The organism is Lentzea albida (genome assembly GCF_900111005.1).
Lineage (GTDB): Bacteria > Actinomycetota > Actinomycetes > Mycobacteriales > Pseudonocardiaceae > Lentzea > Lentzea albida.
Genome location: NZ_FOFV01000005.1, coordinates 95,941 through 112,113, shown reverse-complemented (window position 1 = coordinate 112,113; position 16,173 = coordinate 95,941). Strand labels below are relative to the sequence as shown.

The following is a 16,173-nucleotide window of genomic DNA, read 5'->3' as shown; positions in this document are numbered from 1 at the left end:
AGAGGGTTGCCATGAGCAGCAGCGACTACGTCATCGTCGGCGCCGGATCGGCGGGGAGCGCGCTCGCTCGCCGGCTGCTGGACGCGGGCAGGACCGTGCACGTGCTGGAGGCGGGACCGGCCGACGTGGCCGAGGAGATCCACAGCCCGCAAGGGTGGCCGCTGCTGCTGGCCGGGCCGCAGGACTGGGCCGTCATGACCGTGCCGCAGAAGCACGCCAACAACCGCTCGCTGTTCTGGCCGCGCGGCAAGGTCCTCGGCGGCAGCAGTTCGCTCAACGGCATGATCTACATGCGCGGGCACGCGAGCGACTACGACGGCTGGGGCGTGCCCGGCTGGGGCTGGGACGACGTGCGCCCGCTCTTCCTGCGCTCCGAGGACCACCTCGCCGGAGCCGGTGAGCACCACGCGACCGGCGGTCCGCTGCCGGTCAGCCCGATCGCGCACCCGCACCCGGCCGCGCGGGCCTTCGTGGACGCCGCGGTCGCCGCCGGGCACAAGCGCAACGAGGACTTCAACGGCGACGACATGCGCGGCGTCGGCTTCAACGAGATGACCGTGCGCGACGGCCGCAGGATGAGCGCCTGGCAGAGCTTCGTCGGACCGGTGCTGGACGACCCGAACCTGACCGTCACCACCGGCGCCTTGATCGACCGCGTGCTCGTGGAGAACGGCCGCGCGGCCGGTGTCGAGTACATCGTGGACGGTCAGCGGCGCACCGTCCGCGCCGCCGCCGAGGTGATCCTCTCCGGTGGCACGATCGGCTCGCCCGCGATCCTGCAGCGCAGCGGCATCGGCGACGCCGGGCACCTGCGCGACCTCGGCATCGACGTGGTCGCCGACCTGCCCGGCGTGGGGGAGAACCTGCACGACCACCCGTTGATCAGCGTGGTCTACGAGTCGGTGAAGCCGTTGCCCGCCGGGCGCGCGAACCTGCTGGAGGCCCAGTTCTACGCCGACAGCACCGGCTGGACGGGGGCCGCGCCGGACCTGCAGCCGCTCTTCCTGCACCTCGTCTACCCGGCAGAGGGCTACGAGATGCCCGAGCACGGCTACACCATCGCGGCCGGCATCGTCGCGCCGAAGTCCCGCGGATCGTTGCGCATCGCCTCTGCCGACCCGGCGGTGCCTTCGCTCGTGGACCCGAACATCCTCGCCGACCCGTACGACCTGGAAGCGTTGTGCGACGCCATCGAGATGAGCCGCGAGGTAGGCGGGCAGCGGGCGTTCGACGAGTGGCGCAAGCGCGAGGTGGCGCCCGGCCCGGACGCCCGCACGCGGGACGACATCCGCGAGTTCGCGCGCCGGTCCGTCGGCACGTACCACCACCAGGTGGGCACGTGCCGGATGGGCGTGGACGACCGGTCCGTTGTGGACGAACGACTGCGGGTGCGCGGTGTGGAGGGACTGCGGGTGGCCGACGCGTCGATCATGCCGGTCGTCCCGTCCTGCAACACCAACGCGCCCGCGATCATGGTGGGTGAGAAGGCCGCGGACCTGGTCCTGGGCCAGGGGCCACCGGCAACGGTCGACGTTTGACCGTTCCTCCGCGATGGCGCTACGGTTCGAGTGTAACGAACGTTCTATACATCACTCCGAGCGCTCACTCCCGGGTCGCCGCCTGTCACGGCGGGCCTTGCCGAGAAAAGAGATCCGATATGACCGTGACGGCTCGTACCACGTCGGAGGCGGCCGAGACCCTGGTCGCACGTGCTCGTGCGGTGGTGCCGGTGCTGGCCGCGCACGCAGGCGTCACCGACGAGCAGGGACGCGTTGCCGCGGAGAGCCGTGAGGCGTTGCGCGAGGCGGGCCTGTTCGCGCTGGGCACTCCCGCCGGGTTCGGCGGCACGGACGCCGATCTGGTCACGCAGGTGCGGGTGCTGTCCGAACTGGGGCGCGCCTGCCCGTCCTCGGCGTGGCTGGTGACGATCTCGGCGGGAACGAAGGAGCACTTCTCCGAGCTGTTCCCCGAGGAGGTGCTCGCGGAGGTCTACACCGATCCCGACGTGCGGTGGTGTGGTGGTTCGACGCCCGGCCGGGCCGTCGCCGCTCCCGGCGGTGTGCGGGTCAGCGGGCGGTGGGCCTACGCCTCCGGTGCCGAGGACGCCCACTGGGCGTTCCTGTCGGTGGTGTCCGTGGGGGACGACGGCGTGCCTCAGGTGGGTGGTGTGCTTGTGCCGATGTCCGAACTGACCGTGGACCGGACCTGGCGGGTCGCCGGGTTGCAGGGCACCGGCAGCCACACGGTCGTCGCCGACGACGTCCTCGTGCCCGCGGAACGCGTGGTCCGGTTCCCGTCCGGCCCCGGTGGCGCTCCCGACGTGACGCTCGGCCGGCCGCTCAGCATCGTCTCCCAGGCGGTCGCGGTCGTGGCCGTGCTGGCCGGGGCGGCGCGCGGTGCGCTGGACGTCGTGCAGGCCGTCGTCGCAACGCGCAGGCCTCCGATCTCGCCGTACGAGAGCCTCGCCGAGTCGGCGTCGGCGAGGCACGTGTTCGCCACGGCCGAGCACATGGTGACCAGCGGTGCCGACCGGTTGCTCGCCCTGGCGGGCCGCATCACCGACCGGGCTCCCGGCGAGGAGGTCACCGACGTGCAGCGGTCCGCCCTGCGGATGGAGCTGGTCTCCGTCCTCCATCAGTTCCAGCGCGCCGTCGACCTGCTCCTGGACCTGCACGGCTCCAGCGCGTTCGCCCTCGACAACCCGTTGCAGCGGTTCTGGCGGGACCTCAACGTCGGCGCCCGGCACGCCCAGACCACCTCGTACCTCACCGTCGAGAACCACGGCCTGCTGACGACCGGTGCGGGGCCGCTCCTGCCGTTCTGAGCGGCCGGCCCGGGGCAGCCGCGGCCTGCGGCTGCCCCGGCCTCCCGTTCTAGTTCTTGGCCACCAGCGTGAGGACGTCGTAGGTGGCGACCGGGTCCCCGTCCTGGTTCGTCACCACGGCGTCCCACCGCACCTCGCCGTACTCGGCGTTGGACCGCGGCGTGATCTGCTTGACCGTCAACGTCACCGAGATCGTGTCGCCCGCCTTCACCGGCGTCAGGAACCGCAGGCCGTCCACGCCGAAGTTCGCGAGCACCGGACCGGGGTTGGGCTCCACGAACAGCCCGGCCGCGAGAGACACCACCAGGTAGCCGTGCGCGACGATCCCGCCGAACAACGGGTTCGCGGCCGCCGCCTCGGGATCGGTGTGGGCGTAGAACGTGTCGCCGGTGAACTCCGCGAAGTGGTCGATGTCGGCGAGCGTGACCTGCCGCGTGCCCGACTCGACGAAGTCACCGATCTTCAACTCCGCCAACGACTTGCGGAACGGGTGCACGTCGTCGGCCAGGCGCTGCGACCCGGTGGTCCAGCGGCCGGTGATCGCGGTGAGCATGTCCGGCGACGCCTGGATCGCGGTGCGCTGCATGTGGTGCAGCACGCCGCGCACGCCACCCAGCTCCTCACCGCCACCGGCACGGCCGGGACCGCCGTGCACGAGCATCGGCAGGGGGGACCCGTGCCCGGTCGACTCCTTGGCGTCGTCGCGGTCCAGCACCAGGATCCGGCCGTGCCACGGCGCGACGCCCAGCACGACCTGGCGGGCGACGGCGGGGTCGTGCGTGACGACCGAGCCCACCAGGCTGCCCTTGCCGCGGGCGGCGAGTTCGACGGCCTCCGCGGTGGTGCGGTAGGTGATCACGGTGCTGACCGGGCCGAACGGCTCGACGTCGTGCGGTTCGGTGGCGTCCGCGCGGGCGCGCAGCAGCACGGGGGAGAGGAACGCGCCGCGCTCGGCGTCCGCGTCGACGAGCTGCACGTCGTTCGGGTCGCCGAAGACGATCTCGGCGGAGTTGCGCAGCGACTCGACGGCCTTGCGGACCTCGTCGCGCTGCCCGAGCGACGCCAGCGCGCCCATCCGCACGCTCTCGTCGGCCGGGTTGCCGACGGTGATCTTCGCCAGGCGCGCGGCGATCGCGTCGGTCACCTCGCCGGCGATCTGCTCCGGCACGATCGCGCGCCGGATCGCCGTGCACTTCTGGCCCGCCTTGACGGTCATCTCGGCGACGACACCCTTGACGAACAGGTCGAACTCGGGGTCCTCCGGCCGCACGTCGGGGCCGAGGATCGAGCAGTTCAGCGAGTCCGCCTCGACCTGCAGGCGCACGCCGCCGTGCTGGACGTTCGGGTGGTTGCGCAGGATCCCGGCGGTGTGCGCGGAACCGGTGAACGCCACCGAGTCCTGCTCGTCGAGCACGTCGAGCAGACCGCGCGGGCTGCCGGACAGCAGCTGCAGCGAGCCCTCGGGGAGGATGCCGGAGGAGATGATCCGCCGGACCACGGCCTCGGTCAGGTACGAGGTCTGCGACGCGGGCTTCACGATGCTCGGCAGACCGGCGAGGAACGCGGGCGCGAGCTTCTCCAGCATGCCCCACACGGGGAAGTTGAACGCGTTGATCTGCACCGCCACGCCGGGGCGTGAGGTGTAGATGTGCTGGCCGAGGAACGTGCCCTCACGGCCGAGGCGTTCCAGGCCGCCGTCCAGCACCACGATGTCGTTCGGCAGCTCGCGCACACCCTTGCTGGCGAAGCTGAACAGCGTGCCGAACCCGCCGTCGATGTCGACCATCGAGTCGCGCTTGGTCGCACCCGTGCGGTACGAGAGCTCGTACAGCGAGTCCTTGTCGGCGCTGAGGTGCTTGGCGAGCTCCTTGATGAGCAGGGCGCGCTGGTGGAACGTCAGCTCGCGGATCGCCGGGCCACCGACGCGCCGGGCGTGGTCGGTCATCTGGCGCAGGTCGAGGCCCTCGCTCGACAACCGCGCGACCTCTTCACCGGTGACCGCGTCGAGCAGCGGTTCTCCCTCGGCCCGGGCGCGGAACCACCGGCCGGCGGCGTAGCTCTCCAACAGTGCGGTCACTGTGCGGGTCCCTTCGCTGACTGTTGCACTTCGCGGCTCTCGTGTGCCACTGTATAACAGACCGTTCGGTCAGTAAATCGTTGAGGAGCTGCTTGATGACGGAGCTCGCGGAGTACTTCGAGGCGACGATCCAGCGGGGCGACCGGGTCGAGCCGCGGGACTGGATGCCCGACGCCTACCGCAAGACGCTGGTCAGGCAGATCGCGCAGCACGCGCACTCGGAGATCATCGGGATGCAGCCGGAGGGCGCCTGGATCTCGTGCGCGCCCTCGTTGCGGCGCAAGGCGATCCTGCTGGCGAAGGTCCAGGACGAGGCGGGCCACGGGCTCTACCTGTACTCGGCGGCCGAGACGCTCGGCACGTCACGCCGCGAGCTCACGGACAAGCTGCTGGCCGGCAAGCAGAAGTACTCGTCGATCTTCAACTACCCGACGCCGTCCTACGCCGACGTCGGCACGATCGGCTGGCTCGTCGACGGCGCCGCGATCTGCAACCAGGTCCCGCTGTGCCGCACCTCCTTCGGCCCGTACGGCCGCGCGATGATCCGCATCTGCAAGGAGGAGTCGTTCCACCAGCGGCAGGGCTACGAGCTGCTGATGACGATGATGCGCGGCACCGACGAGCAGCGCGCGATGGTGCAGGAGTCGGTGAACCGGTTCTGGTGGCCCGCGCTGATGATGTTCGGCCCGCCCGACGACGCCTCGCCCAACACCGCGCAGTCGATGGCGTGGGGCATCAAGCGCGACACCAACGACGACCTGCGCCAGAAGTTCGTCGACATGTCCGTGCCGCAGGCGGAGGCGCTCGGCGTGACGCTGCCCGACCCGGACCTGAAGTGGAACGCCGAGCGCGGGTCGTACGACTTCGGCCAGCCCGACTGGGACGAGTTCTGGGCCGTGGTCAAGGGAGACGGGCCGTGCAACGCCGAGCGGCTCGAGCACCGGCGCAAGGCGCACGACGACGGTGCGTGGGTGCGCGGGGCAGCCGTGGCGTTCGCTCGACTGGAGGAAGAGCTGTGAGTGAGTGGCCGCTCTACGAGGTGTTCGTGCGGAGCAAGCGCGGCCTCAACCACGTGCACGTCGGGTCGCTGCACGCGCCGGACGACAAGCTCGCCCTGATGCACGCGCGGGACGTCTACACCCGCCGCAACGAGGGCGTGTCGATCTGGGTCGTGCGCGCCGACGCGATCACCGCGTCGTCACCGGACGAGAAGGACCCGCTGTTCGCCCCGAGCGGCGACAAGGTCTACCGGCACCCGACGTTCTACGACATCCCCGAGCACGTCCCGCACATGTGAGGCCTTGATGATCAACGATGCCGATCTGCTGGTGAACGACGCCCACTGGGCGTTCGGCACCGGTTTCGAGGACCCGCTGGCCGGCGTGGACACCACCGTGCCGGAGGGCGTGGACGCGGCGGGGCTCGCCCGCTGCTGCCTGATGCTCGGCGACGACGCCCTCGTTCTCTCCCAACGGCTTTCGGAGTGGTGCAGCCGCGCCCCCGACCTGGAGGAGGACATCGCGCTGTCCAACATCGCGCTCGACCTCCTCGGCCAGGCGCGGCTGTTGCTCGCCCGCGCCGCGGCCGCCGACCCGTCGCTCGTGCCGGTGCTGCCGGAGGACTCGCCGGTGCCCGCGGAGGACGCGCTCGCCTTCTTCCGCGACGCCGGGCAGTTCCGCAACGTCGTGCTGGCGGAGCTGCCGAACGGCGACTTCGCGGAGACCGTCACGCGGCTGCTGCTGTTCAGCACGTGGCGGCTGGAGGTGTTCGAGCAGCTGGTCACGCACGCCGACACCGTGCTGGCGGCTGTCGCGGCCAAGGGGCGCAAAGAGCTGTCGTACCACCGGGACTTCTCGGCGCGCTGGTTCGTGACGCTGGCCAGGGGGACCGAGGAGTCGCGGCGGCGGGTGCTGACGGCGGTGGACGCGTTGTGGCCCTGGTGGTCCGCGCTGGACGTGCCGGCGGAGGTCGACGTCGTGCTGGAGCAGGTGTTCGCGGCGGCTCGGGTGGAACGGCCCGAGGTGCCGCCGGCGGAGGACGGTGGACGCGAAGGTGGGCACACCGCGGCGCTGACCGACCTGCTGGCCGACATGCAGAGCGTGGCGCGGGCGCACCCCAGGGGGCTGTGGTGACGGTGCTGACGAAGACCGGGGAGGGCGCGGCCGCCCTCGCCTCCGAGCTGGCTCGGGCGCGCGAGGTCGCCGAGACCGTCGTCGACCCCGAACTGCCCATGCTCACCCTCGCCGACCTCGGCGTCCTGCGCGACGTCGCACTCACGGACGGCACCGTCGTCGTCGACATCACCCCGACCTACTCCGGCTGCCCGGCGATGGCGACCATGCGCGACGACCTCGTGCACGCCCTGCACCGCGAGGGGTTCGCCGACGTCCGGGTGCGCGTCGCGCTGAGCCCCGCCTGGACCTCGGACTGGATCAGCGAACGCGGCCGGGCGGCGCTCACCGAGGCCGGGATCTCCCCGCCGGGACCGGCCCGCCGCGAGGGCCCGGTGCTGCTCGCGCTCAAGCCCGCGCGCCGCGCGATCCGGTGCCCGCTCTGCGCTTCCGCGGACGTGGAGCTGACCTCGGAGTTCGGCTCGACCGCGTGCAAGGCGCTGTACCGCTGCCGCGCGTGCCTGGAGCCGTTCGACCACGTGAAGGAGATCTGACATGGCGTTCCACTCGCTGGCCGTGTCCGCGGTCGACCGGGTGACCGACGACGCCGCGGCCATCACGTTCGCCGTGCCGGACGACCTGCGGGACGTCTTCGCGTTCGCGGCCGGGCAGTCGCTCACCCTGCGCAAGGTCGTGGACGGCGTGGAACACCGCCGCACCTACTCGATCTGCGCGCCGGTCGGGCAGGCGCCGCGGATCGGCGTGCGCGAGATCCCCGGCGGGCTGTTCTCGCAGTGGCTGGTGCGGGACGTGCGGCCGGGTGACGCCGTCGAGGTGCAGGCGCCTTCGGGCAGCTTCCGCGCGGACCCCGCCGCCGGTGGCCGTCACCTGTGCATCGCCGCCGGGTCGGGCATCACGCCGATGCTGTCGATCGCGTCGTCGGTGCTGGCCAACCCGGACGCGCGCGTGACCCTGTTGTACGGCAACAGGACCACGAACACCGTGATGTTCGCCGAAGAGCTGTCGGACCTGAAGAACGCGCACACCAGCCGGTTCGACCTGGTGCACGTGCTGTCCCGCGAACCCCGGGACGTCGAGCTGTTCTCCGGGCGGCTCGACGCGGACCGGTTGCGGCAGCTGCTCACGGTGCTGGTGCCGGTCGCCGCGATGGACCACGTGTGGCTCTGCGGGCCGTTCGAGATGCTCACCGACGCCCGCGCGGTGCTCGCCGAGCTGGGCGTCCCCGCTGAACGAGTCCACTTCGAACTGTTCTACGTGGACGAACCGCCGCCGGCCCTGCGCCACGCGGAGAACGTCGTCGAGGGCGACACGAGCGAGGTCACCGTCGTGCTCGACGGGCGCAAGACGACCACGCCGATGCGCCGCGACGCCACCATCCTCGACTCCGCGCAGCTGGTGCGCGGCGACCTGCCGTTCGCCTGCAAGGGCGGTGTGTGCGGCACGTGCCGGGCCAAGATCTGCGACGGCGAGGCCGACATGGTCCGCAACTACGCCCTCGACCCCGGCGAGGTCGCCCAGGACTTCGTGCTGACGTGCCAGACGTTCCCCGTCAGCGACACCGTGACCGTCGACTTCGACGCCTGAGAGCCAGGAGCAGTTCGTGACCGAGGCCTTCCTCCTCGACGGCGTCCGCACGCCGATCGGCCGGTTCGGCGGCGCGCTCGCCAGGACCCGTCCCGACGACCTCGCCGCACTGGTCGTGCGCACCGTCGTCGAGCGCACCGGCATCGATCCGTCCGATGTGGACGAGATCGTGTTCGGCGCGGCCAACCAGGCCGGTGAGGACAACCGCAACGTCGCGCGCATGGCCGGTCTGCTGGCCGGGCTGCCGGACTCCGTGCCCGGCTTCACCGTCAACCGCCTGTGCGCCTCGGGACTCACCGCCATCACCACGGCACGGCAGATGATCGCCGCCGGGGACGCGGACGTGGTGATCGCCGGCGGTGTGGAGTCGATGACCCGCGCGCCGTGGGTGACGGAGAAGCCCGGCAAGGCCTGGGCGCGGCCCGGTGCCTCGTTCGACACCTCGATCGGCTGGCGGTTCACCAACCCGGCCTTCGACGCCGACACGACGCTGTCCATGCCGCAGACCGCCGAACGCGTGGCGCAGCGGTGGAACCTGACCCGCGAGGAGCTGGACGCCTTCGCCTACCGCTCGCACCAGCGGGCCGTCGACGCGCGCAAGAACGGCCGGTTCGCCGCCGAGATCGTGGCGGTCGGCGAGGTCACCGAGGACGAGGGCCCGCGTCCGGACACCAGCCTGGAGCAGCTCGCCGGACTGCGGCCGATCCACGGGCCCGGCGGCGTGATCACCGCGGGCAACTCCAGCTCCCTCAACGACGGCGCGGCGGCCGTGGTCGTGGTGAGCGAGCGGTACGCGGCCGCCCACGGCCTGCAGCCGAGGGCGCGGCTCGTAGCCGGTGCGAACGCCGGGGTCGCTCCGGAGATCATGGGCATCGGACCGGTTCCGGCCACGCGCAAGGCTTTGGAGCGCGCCGGGTGGTCCGTCGACGACCTCGACGCGGTCGAGCTGAACGAGGCGTTCGCGTCGCAATCGCTTGCGTGCGTGCGGGACCTCGGGCTCGACGAGGAGGTCGTCAACGCCGAGGGCGGCGCCATCGCGCTGGGCCACCCGCTGGGCTGCTCGGGCACGCGGCTCGCCGTCACGTTGCTGGGCCGCCTCGAACGCGCGGGTGCCCGCCGCGGTCTCGCGACCATGTGCGTCGGTGTCGGCCAGGGCTCGGCCCTGCTGCTGGAGCGCGTGTGACGGGGCCGTTGCTGGTGGAGGAGCACGACGACCGGGTCGTGCTCCGGCTCAACCGCCCGGACGTCCGCAACGCGATCGACCTGCCGATGGTCCAGGCGCTGCACGAGGCCTGCGCCGAGCTCGAACGCCACCCCCGGCTCGCGTTGATCATCGGCGAAGGCGGGACGTTCGCGGCGGGCGCGGACATCGCACAGCTGCGCGAGCGGCGCCGCGACGACGCGTTGCAGGGCATCAACTCCGGTGTCTTCGACCGCGTGCACCGGCTGCCGATGCCGGTCATCGCGCTGGTCGACGGCTACGCGCTGGGCGGTGGCGCCGAACTGGCGTACGCCTGCGACTTCCGCATCGGCACGCCCACCACGAAGATCGGCAACCCCGAGCCGGGCCTCGGCATCCTCGCCGCCGCAGGGGGTTGCTGGCGGCTGCGCGAGCTGGTGGGCGAGCCGCTGGCCAAGGAGATCCTGCTCGCCGGCCGTGTCCTGACCGCCCAGGAGGCGCTGGACGTCCGGCTGCTCAACGAGGTGGCGGACGACCTGGAGGCCGCGGGACACCGGTTGGCCGACCGGGTCCTCAAGCAGGCGCCACTGGCGTTGCGCCTGACCAAGTCCGTCTTCCACGCGCCGCGCGAGGCGCACCCGTTCGTCGACGACCTCGCCCAGGCCGTCCTGTTCGAGACCCGGGACAAGACCGACCGCATGACCGCGTTCCTCGACCGCCGCAAGGAGTCCCGATGACCGTTCCCGCAACTGTCGGTGTGTACGGCGGCGGCCGCATGGGCGCGGGCATCGCCCACGCGTTCGCGGTGGCCGGGAGCGCGGTGACGGTCGTCGAGACCGAGGCCGCCGCGGACGCCGCCCGCGCCCGTGTGGAGAAGAGCCTCGCCAAGGCCGCCGAGAAGGGCGTCGAGGTCCCCGGCACCGTCACCGTGGTCACCGACCCGGCGGTGCTCGCCGGGGTGCCGCTGGTGGTCGAGGCCGTCCCGGAACTGGTCGACCTGAAGCACTCCGTGCTCGCGACCATCACGCGGTCCGCGCCGGACGCCGTGATCGGCACCAACACCAGCTCGTTGTCGATCGACGTGCTGGCCGGTGTCCTGCCCGACCCGTCCGTCCTCATCGGACTGCACTTCTTCAACCCGGTGCCGGCGAGCGACCTCGTCGAGGTCGTGGTGGGGGAGCGGACCTCCGCCGACCTGGTCGCGCGGGCGCAGGAATGGGTGCGCGGCCTCGGCAAGCACGCGATCACCGTGCGGGACTCACCCGGCTTCGCGAGCAGCCGCCTGGGCGTCGCCATCGCGCTGGAGGCCATGCGGATGGTGGAGGAGGGCGTCGCCTCGGCCGAGGACATCGACAGCGCCATGGTCCTCGGCTACCGGCATCCGGTGGGACCGCTGCGCACGACCGACATCGTCGGCCTCGACGTGCGCCTCGCCATCGCCGAACACCTCGAACGCGAACTCGGCCCGCGCTTCGCCCCGCCACGGCTGTTGCGGGACAAGGTCGCGGCGGGGAAGCTCGGCCGCAAGACCGGAGAGGGGTTCTACGAGTGGTGAGTGCACGCCGGCACGCCGACGCCATGTGGGCGACCGACGCCGCGAGCAAGGCGCTCGGCATGGAGATCGAGGACGTCGGCCCCGGTTCGGCCCGCGTCTCGATGCGCGTGCGCGAGGACATGGTCAACGGCTGGGACATCTGCCACGGCGGCCTGATCGCCACGCTGGCCGACAGCACGTTCGCGGTGGCGTGCAACAGCCACGGCGGCGTGACCGTCGCGTCCGGCTTCCAGATCGACTTCCTCGAACCGGCACGCCTCGGTGACGTGCTGGTCGCGGAGGCGCGGGAAGTGGTGCTGCGCGGCCGTTCCGGCATCTACGACGTCACGGTGAGGCGCGGCGACACGGTGATCGCCGAGTTCCGCGGCCGGAGCCGCACGGTGAAGGAGACGTCCTGATGAGCGCGGTGGCGACGGTGACGCTGAGCCGTCCGAGCCTGACCCTGGAGGCGAAGAACGCGCTGCGCGACGAGCTCGCCGCGGCCGCCGCCGACCCGTCGGTGCGCGCCGTGGTGCTCACCGGCACCGGCAAGGCGTTCTGCGTCGGCCAGGACCTGGCCGAGCACGCCGAGGCGTTGCGGCACGACCCCACGACGGCGTTCGCCACCATCGACGAGCACTACAACCCGATCGTCACCCTGCTCGCCACCATGCCGAAACCGGTCGTCGCCGCGGTCAACGGCACCTGCGTGGGCGCCGGCCTGGGTTTCGCGCTGGCGTGCGACCTCCGGGTCATCTCGCGCACCGCCCGCTTCGGCACGGCGTTCACGGGCATCGGCCTGACCTGCGACTCGGGCCTGTCGGCGTCACTTGCCCGCGCGGTCGGCTCGGCCCGCGCCTCCGAACTGGTCCTGCTCGCCGAACCGTTCAGCGCCGAGCAGGCCGTCGAGTGGGGCGTCGCGGGCAGGCTCGTGGAGCAGGCCGAGGTGCTGCCCGCCGCACTGGAGCTGGCCGAGCGGCTCGCCACCGGCCCGACCCTCGCGTACGCCGAGGTCAAGCGCGCCAACGCCTTCGCGTGGGAGCAGGTGCTCGCGGCCGAGGGTGCGGCGCAGGCGCGGCTCGGGGTGACCGAGGACCACCGGGGCGCGGTGGAGGCGTTCCTGGCCAAGGAGACGCCGGTCTTCCACGCCCGGTGAGCGCGGCACTGGGAGACTGCACGGCATGACCACGACGGAGAACGGCGGGACGAGGCGCCGCGGCCGCCCGGGCTACGACCTGGAGACGCTGCTCAAGGCCGCCGCCGAGCTGTTCTACGAGCGCGGCTACGACGGCACCAGCATCCAGGACCTGGCGAACCGGCTGGGCGTCACGAAGTCCGCCATCTACCACCACGTCTCCGGCAAGGAGGCCCTCCTGCGCCTGGCCGTCGACCGCGCGCTCGACGGCCTGTTCGCCGAGGTGACCAAGCTCGACACCGTGGGCGGCCGGGCGGTCGAGCGCCTCGAGCACCTCGTCCGCGGCAGCGTCACGGTGCTGGTCGAGCAGCTGCCGTTCGTGACGCTGCTCCTGCGGGTGCGCGGCAACAGCGAGACCGAGCGCGAGGCGCTGGCCCGCCGCCGCGAGTTCGACCAGATCGTCACGGCGCTGGTGGCCGACGCGGCGGCCGAGGGCGACCTGCGTCCCGACATCAACCCCGCGACGACCACCAGGCTGCTGTTCGGCATGGTCAACTCGGTGATCGAGTGGTATCGGCCGCAGGGCGGTCTCAGCGCCGCCGACCTCGCGGACATGGTGGCCACGGTGGCGTTCGACGGCCTACGCGTGCGCGGGAACTGATTGGCGCTGAACGACGACCACGGCCACCAGGCCGAGCGCGAGGCCCACGGCGGTCTGAACGCCGAAGTGCTCACCGAACATCAAAGCTCCCCACACGGCCGTGACCGGAGCCATGAGGAACATCAGCGTGTTCACGTGGGTGACCCCGGAACGCCGCAGGATGATCCAGTAGAGCCCGTACCCGCCGAACGTCGGCAGCACCACGAGCCAGGCGATCGCACCCCAGAACGCGGGCTCGGCGGGCGGGACGGCGGTGCCGGTGCCCACGGCGAGCGCGGTGAAGACGACGGCACTCGTCAGGCAGTGCGTGGTCATCGCCACCGAGGGCGCCACCTCCGTCCGTGATCGGCCCTCCAGGAACGTGGCCGCCACCAGCGACAACATGCCGAGGAACGGGATGAGGTAGGCCCACCACGCCACCCCGGAACTCGCCGCCGCGTCGGCCCCGGTGACGATCACGACGCCGGCCACGCCCAGGCACAGGCCGAGCCACTGCCGGCGCGAGACGTACTGGTGCAGCAGCGGTCCGGCCAGCGCGCCCGCGACCAGCGGCTGGACCCCGTCGATCAGTGCCGTCGTGCCGCTCGAGACCCCGAGCTGGATCGCGTGGTAGACGGTGAGCAGGTAGCCGCTCTGCGACAGCACCCCGATCAGCGCCTGCCTGCCCAGGTCCCGCGGTGCGAGGCCCCGCCACGCCTTCCTGACCACGACGAAGACCACCAGGACGACCGCGAGCGGCAGGAAGCGCCACATCAGGACCGTGACGGCGGAAGCGCTCCCCGCCCCCAGCTTGGCCCCGATGAACCCGGAACTCCAGCAGAGCACGAAGGCCGCCGAGAGCAGGAAGTTCACCCACCACACCTCCTCTATACCGATCTGTATACCCGAGTGACTATACAGATCGGTATACTGGTGGGGTGGTACGACGGATCACGATGACGCCCGCGGCCTCCCGCGCCCTGGAGGCCGCCGGAAGGCTGTTCTACGAGCACGGGATCCACGCCGTGGGTGTGGATCTGATCGCCGCCGAGGCCGGGGTCACCAAGAAGACGCTCTACGACCGGTTCGGCTCGAAGGAGCAGATCGTCGTCGAGTACCTGGCCGACCGCGACGAACGCTGGCGGGTGTTCCTGGACGGGTACCTCGACGCCGCCGAGGGTCCCCGCGTGCTGGCCGTCTTCGACGCGTCCCGCGCGTGGGCGGCGCAGCACAGCCCCAAGGGCTGCGGCATGGTCAACGCCCACGCGGAGATCAGCGACACCTCCCACCCCGCGCACCCGATCATCATCGGGCAGAAGGAGTGGATGCTCGCCCTGTTCACCGACCTGGTCCGGGACGTCACACCGGACGCGGACCGGATGGGGCAGACCCTCCTGCTGCTGCACGAGGGCGCGTTGGTGGCCAACGGCTTCGGCACGTTCCCGGACGCCATCGGGCACGCCAGGGACCAGGCGGCGGCGCTTCTCGCGGCCTCACCAGGGCACGGCCGTGCCGTCCCAGGAGAAGAAGCCCCCGGTGGGTCCGTCCTCGGGTAGCAGGGCGAGGCGGACGGCTCCCGCTGCGGCCTCGGCCGGGTCACCGCCGGTCGCGGCGCGCGCGTTCAGGTCGGTCGCCCGCAGACCGGGGGCCAGCGCGTTGACCTTGAAGCCGGTCAGGGTCTGGGCGTAGAAGACGGTCAGGGCGTTCAACGCGGCCTTGGAGGAGCGGTAGGCGGCCCCATTGCCGTTGCCGTGCGGGAACTGCGGGTTCGGGTTCGTGCTCCAGACCAGCGACGACGTGCCGCTGGAGACGTTCACGATCCGCGGGTGCGGCGACCGGCGCAGGGCGGGCAGGAAGGCGTTCGTCACCGCCACCACCCCGAACACGTTGGTCTCGAACGTGTTCCGCAACTCGTCGAGCCCGGTGTCCGCGGGCGGTGCGAGCGACGGCGAGATCCCGGCGTTGTTGACCAGCACGTCCAGCCCGTCCACCTGGGACGCCGCGCGGGTGATGCTGTCGTGGTCGGTCACGTCGAGGACCAGGGGGAGTCCGCCGACCTCCTCGGCGGCCAGCCGTCCGCGTCCGGGGTCGCGCGATCCGATGTGGACGGTGAAGCCCTCGGCGACGAGCAGCCGGGCGATGTGCTTGCCGATGCCCTTGTTGGCGCCGGTGACCAGGGCGGTGCGATCGTTCATGCCACCACCGTCCCGCTCGGCGGGGAGCGCTGCCAGGGATAACCTGTACCAGTCGGAGGAGGTGGCATGCCGAGGCAGGAACTGGCCCGCTTCCTGCGGGACCGCCGCAACGCCCTGCGCCCGCCGGAGACGGGCGCCGATCGCCGCACGCCGGGGCTGCGCCGCGAGGAGGTGGCGGCGCTCGCGCACATGTCGGTCGACTACTACACGCGCCTGGAACAGGCGCGGGGCCCGCGCCCGTCGCCCACGATCCTGGAGGGGCTGTCCCGGGCGTTCGATCTCACCCGTGCCGAGCGCAGCCACCTGTTCCGCCTGGCGGGAGCACTGGCGCCACCCGCCAGGAACGCGCCGCGCACCGTCCGCCCGCACGTGGCCGCGATGCTCGAGCGCCTGCCCGGAACCGCCGCAATCGTCACGGACGCGGCGTACGACGTGGTCGCCCGCACCCCGCTGGCCGAGGCACTGCTCGGCCTCGACGGCGGCACGAACCTCGCACGGCGGCGCTTCCTCGGCGAGGGACGCTCGTACGAGAGCACCAGTGCCGAGGAGTTCGGGCACGTCGTGGTCGCTCGCCTGCGCCGCGCCGCCGACCGCTACCCGCACGACGCGCGGCTGACCGCCCTGCTCACCGACCTGCACGCGGGCAGCGAGGAGTTCCGGCGGATCTGGCGGACGCGGCCCGTGCACGCCCCGGGCCACCGCACCAAGACCGTCCGGCACCCGGAGGCGGGCACGCTGCACCTGAACTGCGACGTCCTGCTCGTGCCGGAGGACGACCAGGAGGTCGTCCTGATCACGGCCGATCCCGGATCGCCGTCGTCGCGGGCGCTGAGCCGGCTGGCGTGAGCTGGCTGGCGGGACCGGCCGACCTG

General features: G+C 72.0%; 18 protein-coding genes. 15 read left to right on the top strand and 3 right to left on the bottom strand.

What is annotated here, in order from left to right; genetic code table 11:
* Nucleotides 1-11: 11 nt before the first annotated feature.
* Nucleotides 12-1,538, top strand: a complete 1,527-nt coding sequence (locus BMY74_RS15075) for a GMC family oxidoreductase (RefSeq protein ID WP_089916080.1) — start codon at nt 12-14, stop codon at nt 1,536-1,538.
* A gap of 125 nt (nt 1,539-1,663) precedes the next feature.
* Complete coding sequence (locus tag BMY74_RS15070) at nt 1,664-2,824, top strand: acyl-CoA dehydrogenase family protein (protein WP_177229753.1); 1,161 nt, start codon at nt 1,664-1,666, stop codon at nt 2,822-2,824.
* A 49-nt stretch (nt 2,825-2,873) separates the two neighbouring features.
* Here BMY74_RS15070 and paaZ read toward each other — a convergent pair whose 3' ends face one another.
* Nucleotides 2,874-4,901 (bottom strand): phenylacetic acid degradation bifunctional protein PaaZ, encoded by a 2,028-nt coding sequence (gene paaZ / locus BMY74_RS15065; RefSeq protein WP_089916074.1) that lies wholly within the window; start codon nt 4,899-4,901, stop codon nt 2,874-2,876.
* Nucleotides 4,902-4,996: 95 nt separating this feature from the next.
* On the opposite strand from paaZ, the gene paaA reads away from it, so the two are divergent.
* From paaA to BMY74_RS15010, 11 genes are read left to right on the top strand one after another with little or no spacing between them, the layout of a single operon-like run.
* Nucleotides 4,997-5,920, top strand: coding sequence for a 1,2-phenylacetyl-CoA epoxidase subunit PaaA (gene paaA, locus BMY74_RS15060; protein ID WP_089916072.1), 924 nt, complete (start codon nt 4,997-4,999; stop codon nt 5,918-5,920).
* Nucleotides 5,917-6,198, top strand: a complete 282-nt coding sequence (gene paaB, locus BMY74_RS15055; protein WP_089916069.1) for a 1,2-phenylacetyl-CoA epoxidase subunit PaaB — start codon at nt 5,917-5,919, stop codon at nt 6,196-6,198. The genes paaA and paaB overlap by 4 nt, the downstream gene beginning before the upstream one ends.
* A gap of 7 nt (nt 6,199-6,205) precedes the next feature.
* Nucleotides 6,206-7,033: a 1,2-phenylacetyl-CoA epoxidase subunit PaaC gene (gene paaC, locus BMY74_RS15050; protein ID WP_089916066.1), complete on the top strand. Its 828-nt coding sequence runs from the start codon at nt 6,206-6,208 to the stop codon at nt 7,031-7,033.
* A 47-nt stretch (nt 7,034-7,080) separates the two neighbouring features.
* On the top strand, nt 7,081-7,566 hold the full coding sequence (gene paaD, locus BMY74_RS15045; RefSeq protein WP_089916879.1) for a 1,2-phenylacetyl-CoA epoxidase subunit PaaD: 486 nt from the start codon (nt 7,081-7,083) through the stop codon (nt 7,564-7,566).
* Between the two features lies 1 nt (nt 7,567).
* Nucleotides 7,568-8,617, top strand: coding sequence for a 1,2-phenylacetyl-CoA epoxidase subunit PaaE (gene paaE / locus BMY74_RS15040; RefSeq protein ID WP_089916063.1), 1,050 nt, complete (start codon nt 7,568-7,570; stop codon nt 8,615-8,617).
* Nucleotides 8,618-8,633: 16 nt separating this feature from the next.
* Nucleotides 8,634-9,800, top strand: coding sequence for a thiolase family protein (locus BMY74_RS15035; RefSeq protein ID WP_089916060.1), 1,167 nt, complete (start codon nt 8,634-8,636; stop codon nt 9,798-9,800).
* On the top strand, nt 9,797-10,534 hold the full coding sequence (locus tag BMY74_RS15030; RefSeq protein ID WP_089916058.1) for an enoyl-CoA hydratase/isomerase family protein: 738 nt from the start codon (nt 9,797-9,799) through the stop codon (nt 10,532-10,534). Before BMY74_RS15035 ends, BMY74_RS15030 begins: the two co-directional genes overlap by 4 nt.
* On the top strand, nt 10,531-11,352 hold the full coding sequence (locus BMY74_RS15025) for a 3-hydroxyacyl-CoA dehydrogenase family protein (RefSeq protein WP_089916055.1): 822 nt from the start codon (nt 10,531-10,533) through the stop codon (nt 11,350-11,352). Before BMY74_RS15030 ends, BMY74_RS15025 begins: the two co-directional genes overlap by 4 nt.
* A gap of 23 nt (nt 11,353-11,375) precedes the next feature.
* On the top strand, nt 11,376-11,750 hold the full coding sequence (paaI, locus tag BMY74_RS15020) for a hydroxyphenylacetyl-CoA thioesterase PaaI (protein WP_089916875.1): 375 nt from the start codon (nt 11,376-11,378) through the stop codon (nt 11,748-11,750).
* The gene (locus BMY74_RS15015; RefSeq protein WP_089916052.1) at nt 11,750-12,487 is read left to right on the top strand and encodes an enoyl-CoA hydratase/isomerase family protein; all 738 of its coding nucleotides are present in this window, start codon (nt 11,750-11,752) and stop codon (nt 12,485-12,487) included. Before paaI ends, BMY74_RS15015 begins: the two co-directional genes overlap by 1 nt.
* A gap of 25 nt (nt 12,488-12,512) precedes the next feature.
* Nucleotides 12,513-13,127 (top strand): TetR/AcrR family transcriptional regulator, encoded by a 615-nt coding sequence (locus tag BMY74_RS15010; RefSeq protein WP_089916048.1) that lies wholly within the window; start codon nt 12,513-12,515, stop codon nt 13,125-13,127.
* On the opposite strand, the gene BMY74_RS15005 is transcribed toward BMY74_RS15010, so the two are convergent.
* Nucleotides 13,107-13,979, bottom strand: coding sequence for a DMT family transporter (locus tag BMY74_RS15005; protein WP_089916043.1), 873 nt, complete (start codon nt 13,977-13,979; stop codon nt 13,107-13,109). The genes BMY74_RS15010 and BMY74_RS15005 overlap by 21 nt on opposite strands.
* A 65-nt stretch (nt 13,980-14,044) precedes the next feature.
* Here BMY74_RS15005 and BMY74_RS15000 point away from each other — a divergent pair, with 65 nt between their 5' ends.
* Complete coding sequence (locus tag BMY74_RS15000; protein WP_245786132.1) at nt 14,045-14,662, top strand: TetR/AcrR family transcriptional regulator; 618 nt, start codon at nt 14,045-14,047, stop codon at nt 14,660-14,662.
* Here BMY74_RS15000 and BMY74_RS14995 read toward each other — a convergent pair.
* Nucleotides 14,600-15,301: an SDR family oxidoreductase gene (locus BMY74_RS14995; protein WP_089916035.1), complete on the bottom strand. Its 702-nt coding sequence runs from the start codon at nt 15,299-15,301 to the stop codon at nt 14,600-14,602. The genes BMY74_RS15000 and BMY74_RS14995 overlap by 63 nt on opposite strands.
* Nucleotides 15,302-15,367: 66 nt before the next feature.
* Between BMY74_RS14995 and BMY74_RS14990 the strand changes: the two genes are divergently transcribed.
* A complete protein-coding gene (locus BMY74_RS14990; protein ID WP_089916033.1) occupies nt 15,368-16,147 on the top strand; it encodes a helix-turn-helix transcriptional regulator in 780 nt (259 codons plus the stop codon).
* Nucleotides 16,148-16,173: the final 26 nt, after the last annotated feature.

Bases quoted from the DNA above. Each gene is read 5' to 3' on its own strand.
- paaI (WP_089916875.1), top strand. From the start codon at position 11,376: ATGTGGGCGACCGACGCCGCGAGCAAGGCGCTCGGCATGGAGATCGAG.
- BMY74_RS15015 (WP_089916052.1), top strand. From the start codon at position 11,750: ATGAGCGCGGTGGCGACGGTGACGCTGAGCCGTCCGAGCCTGACCCTG.
- paaE (WP_089916063.1), top strand. From the start codon at position 7,568: ATGGCGTTCCACTCGCTGGCCGTGTCCGCGGTCGACCGGGTGACCGAC.
- paaA (WP_089916072.1), top strand. From the start codon at position 4,997: ATGACGGAGCTCGCGGAGTACTTCGAGGCGACGATCCAGCGGGGCGAC.
- BMY74_RS15025 (WP_089916055.1), top strand. From the start codon at position 10,531: ATGACCGTTCCCGCAACTGTCGGTGTGTACGGCGGCGGCCGCATGGGC.
- BMY74_RS15075 (WP_089916080.1), top strand. From the start codon at position 12: ATGAGCAGCAGCGACTACGTCATCGTCGGCGCCGGATCGGCGGGGAGC.
- paaC (WP_089916066.1), top strand. From the start codon at position 6,206: ATGATCAACGATGCCGATCTGCTGGTGAACGACGCCCACTGGGCGTTC.
- BMY74_RS15010 (WP_089916048.1), top strand. From the start codon at position 12,513: ATGACCACGACGGAGAACGGCGGGACGAGGCGCCGCGGCCGCCCGGGC.
- BMY74_RS14995 (WP_089916035.1), bottom strand. From the start codon at position 15,301: ATGAACGATCGCACCGCCCTGGTCACCGGCGCCAACAAGGGCATCGGC.
- BMY74_RS14990 (WP_089916033.1), top strand. From the start codon at position 15,368: ATGCCGAGGCAGGAACTGGCCCGCTTCCTGCGGGACCGCCGCAACGCC.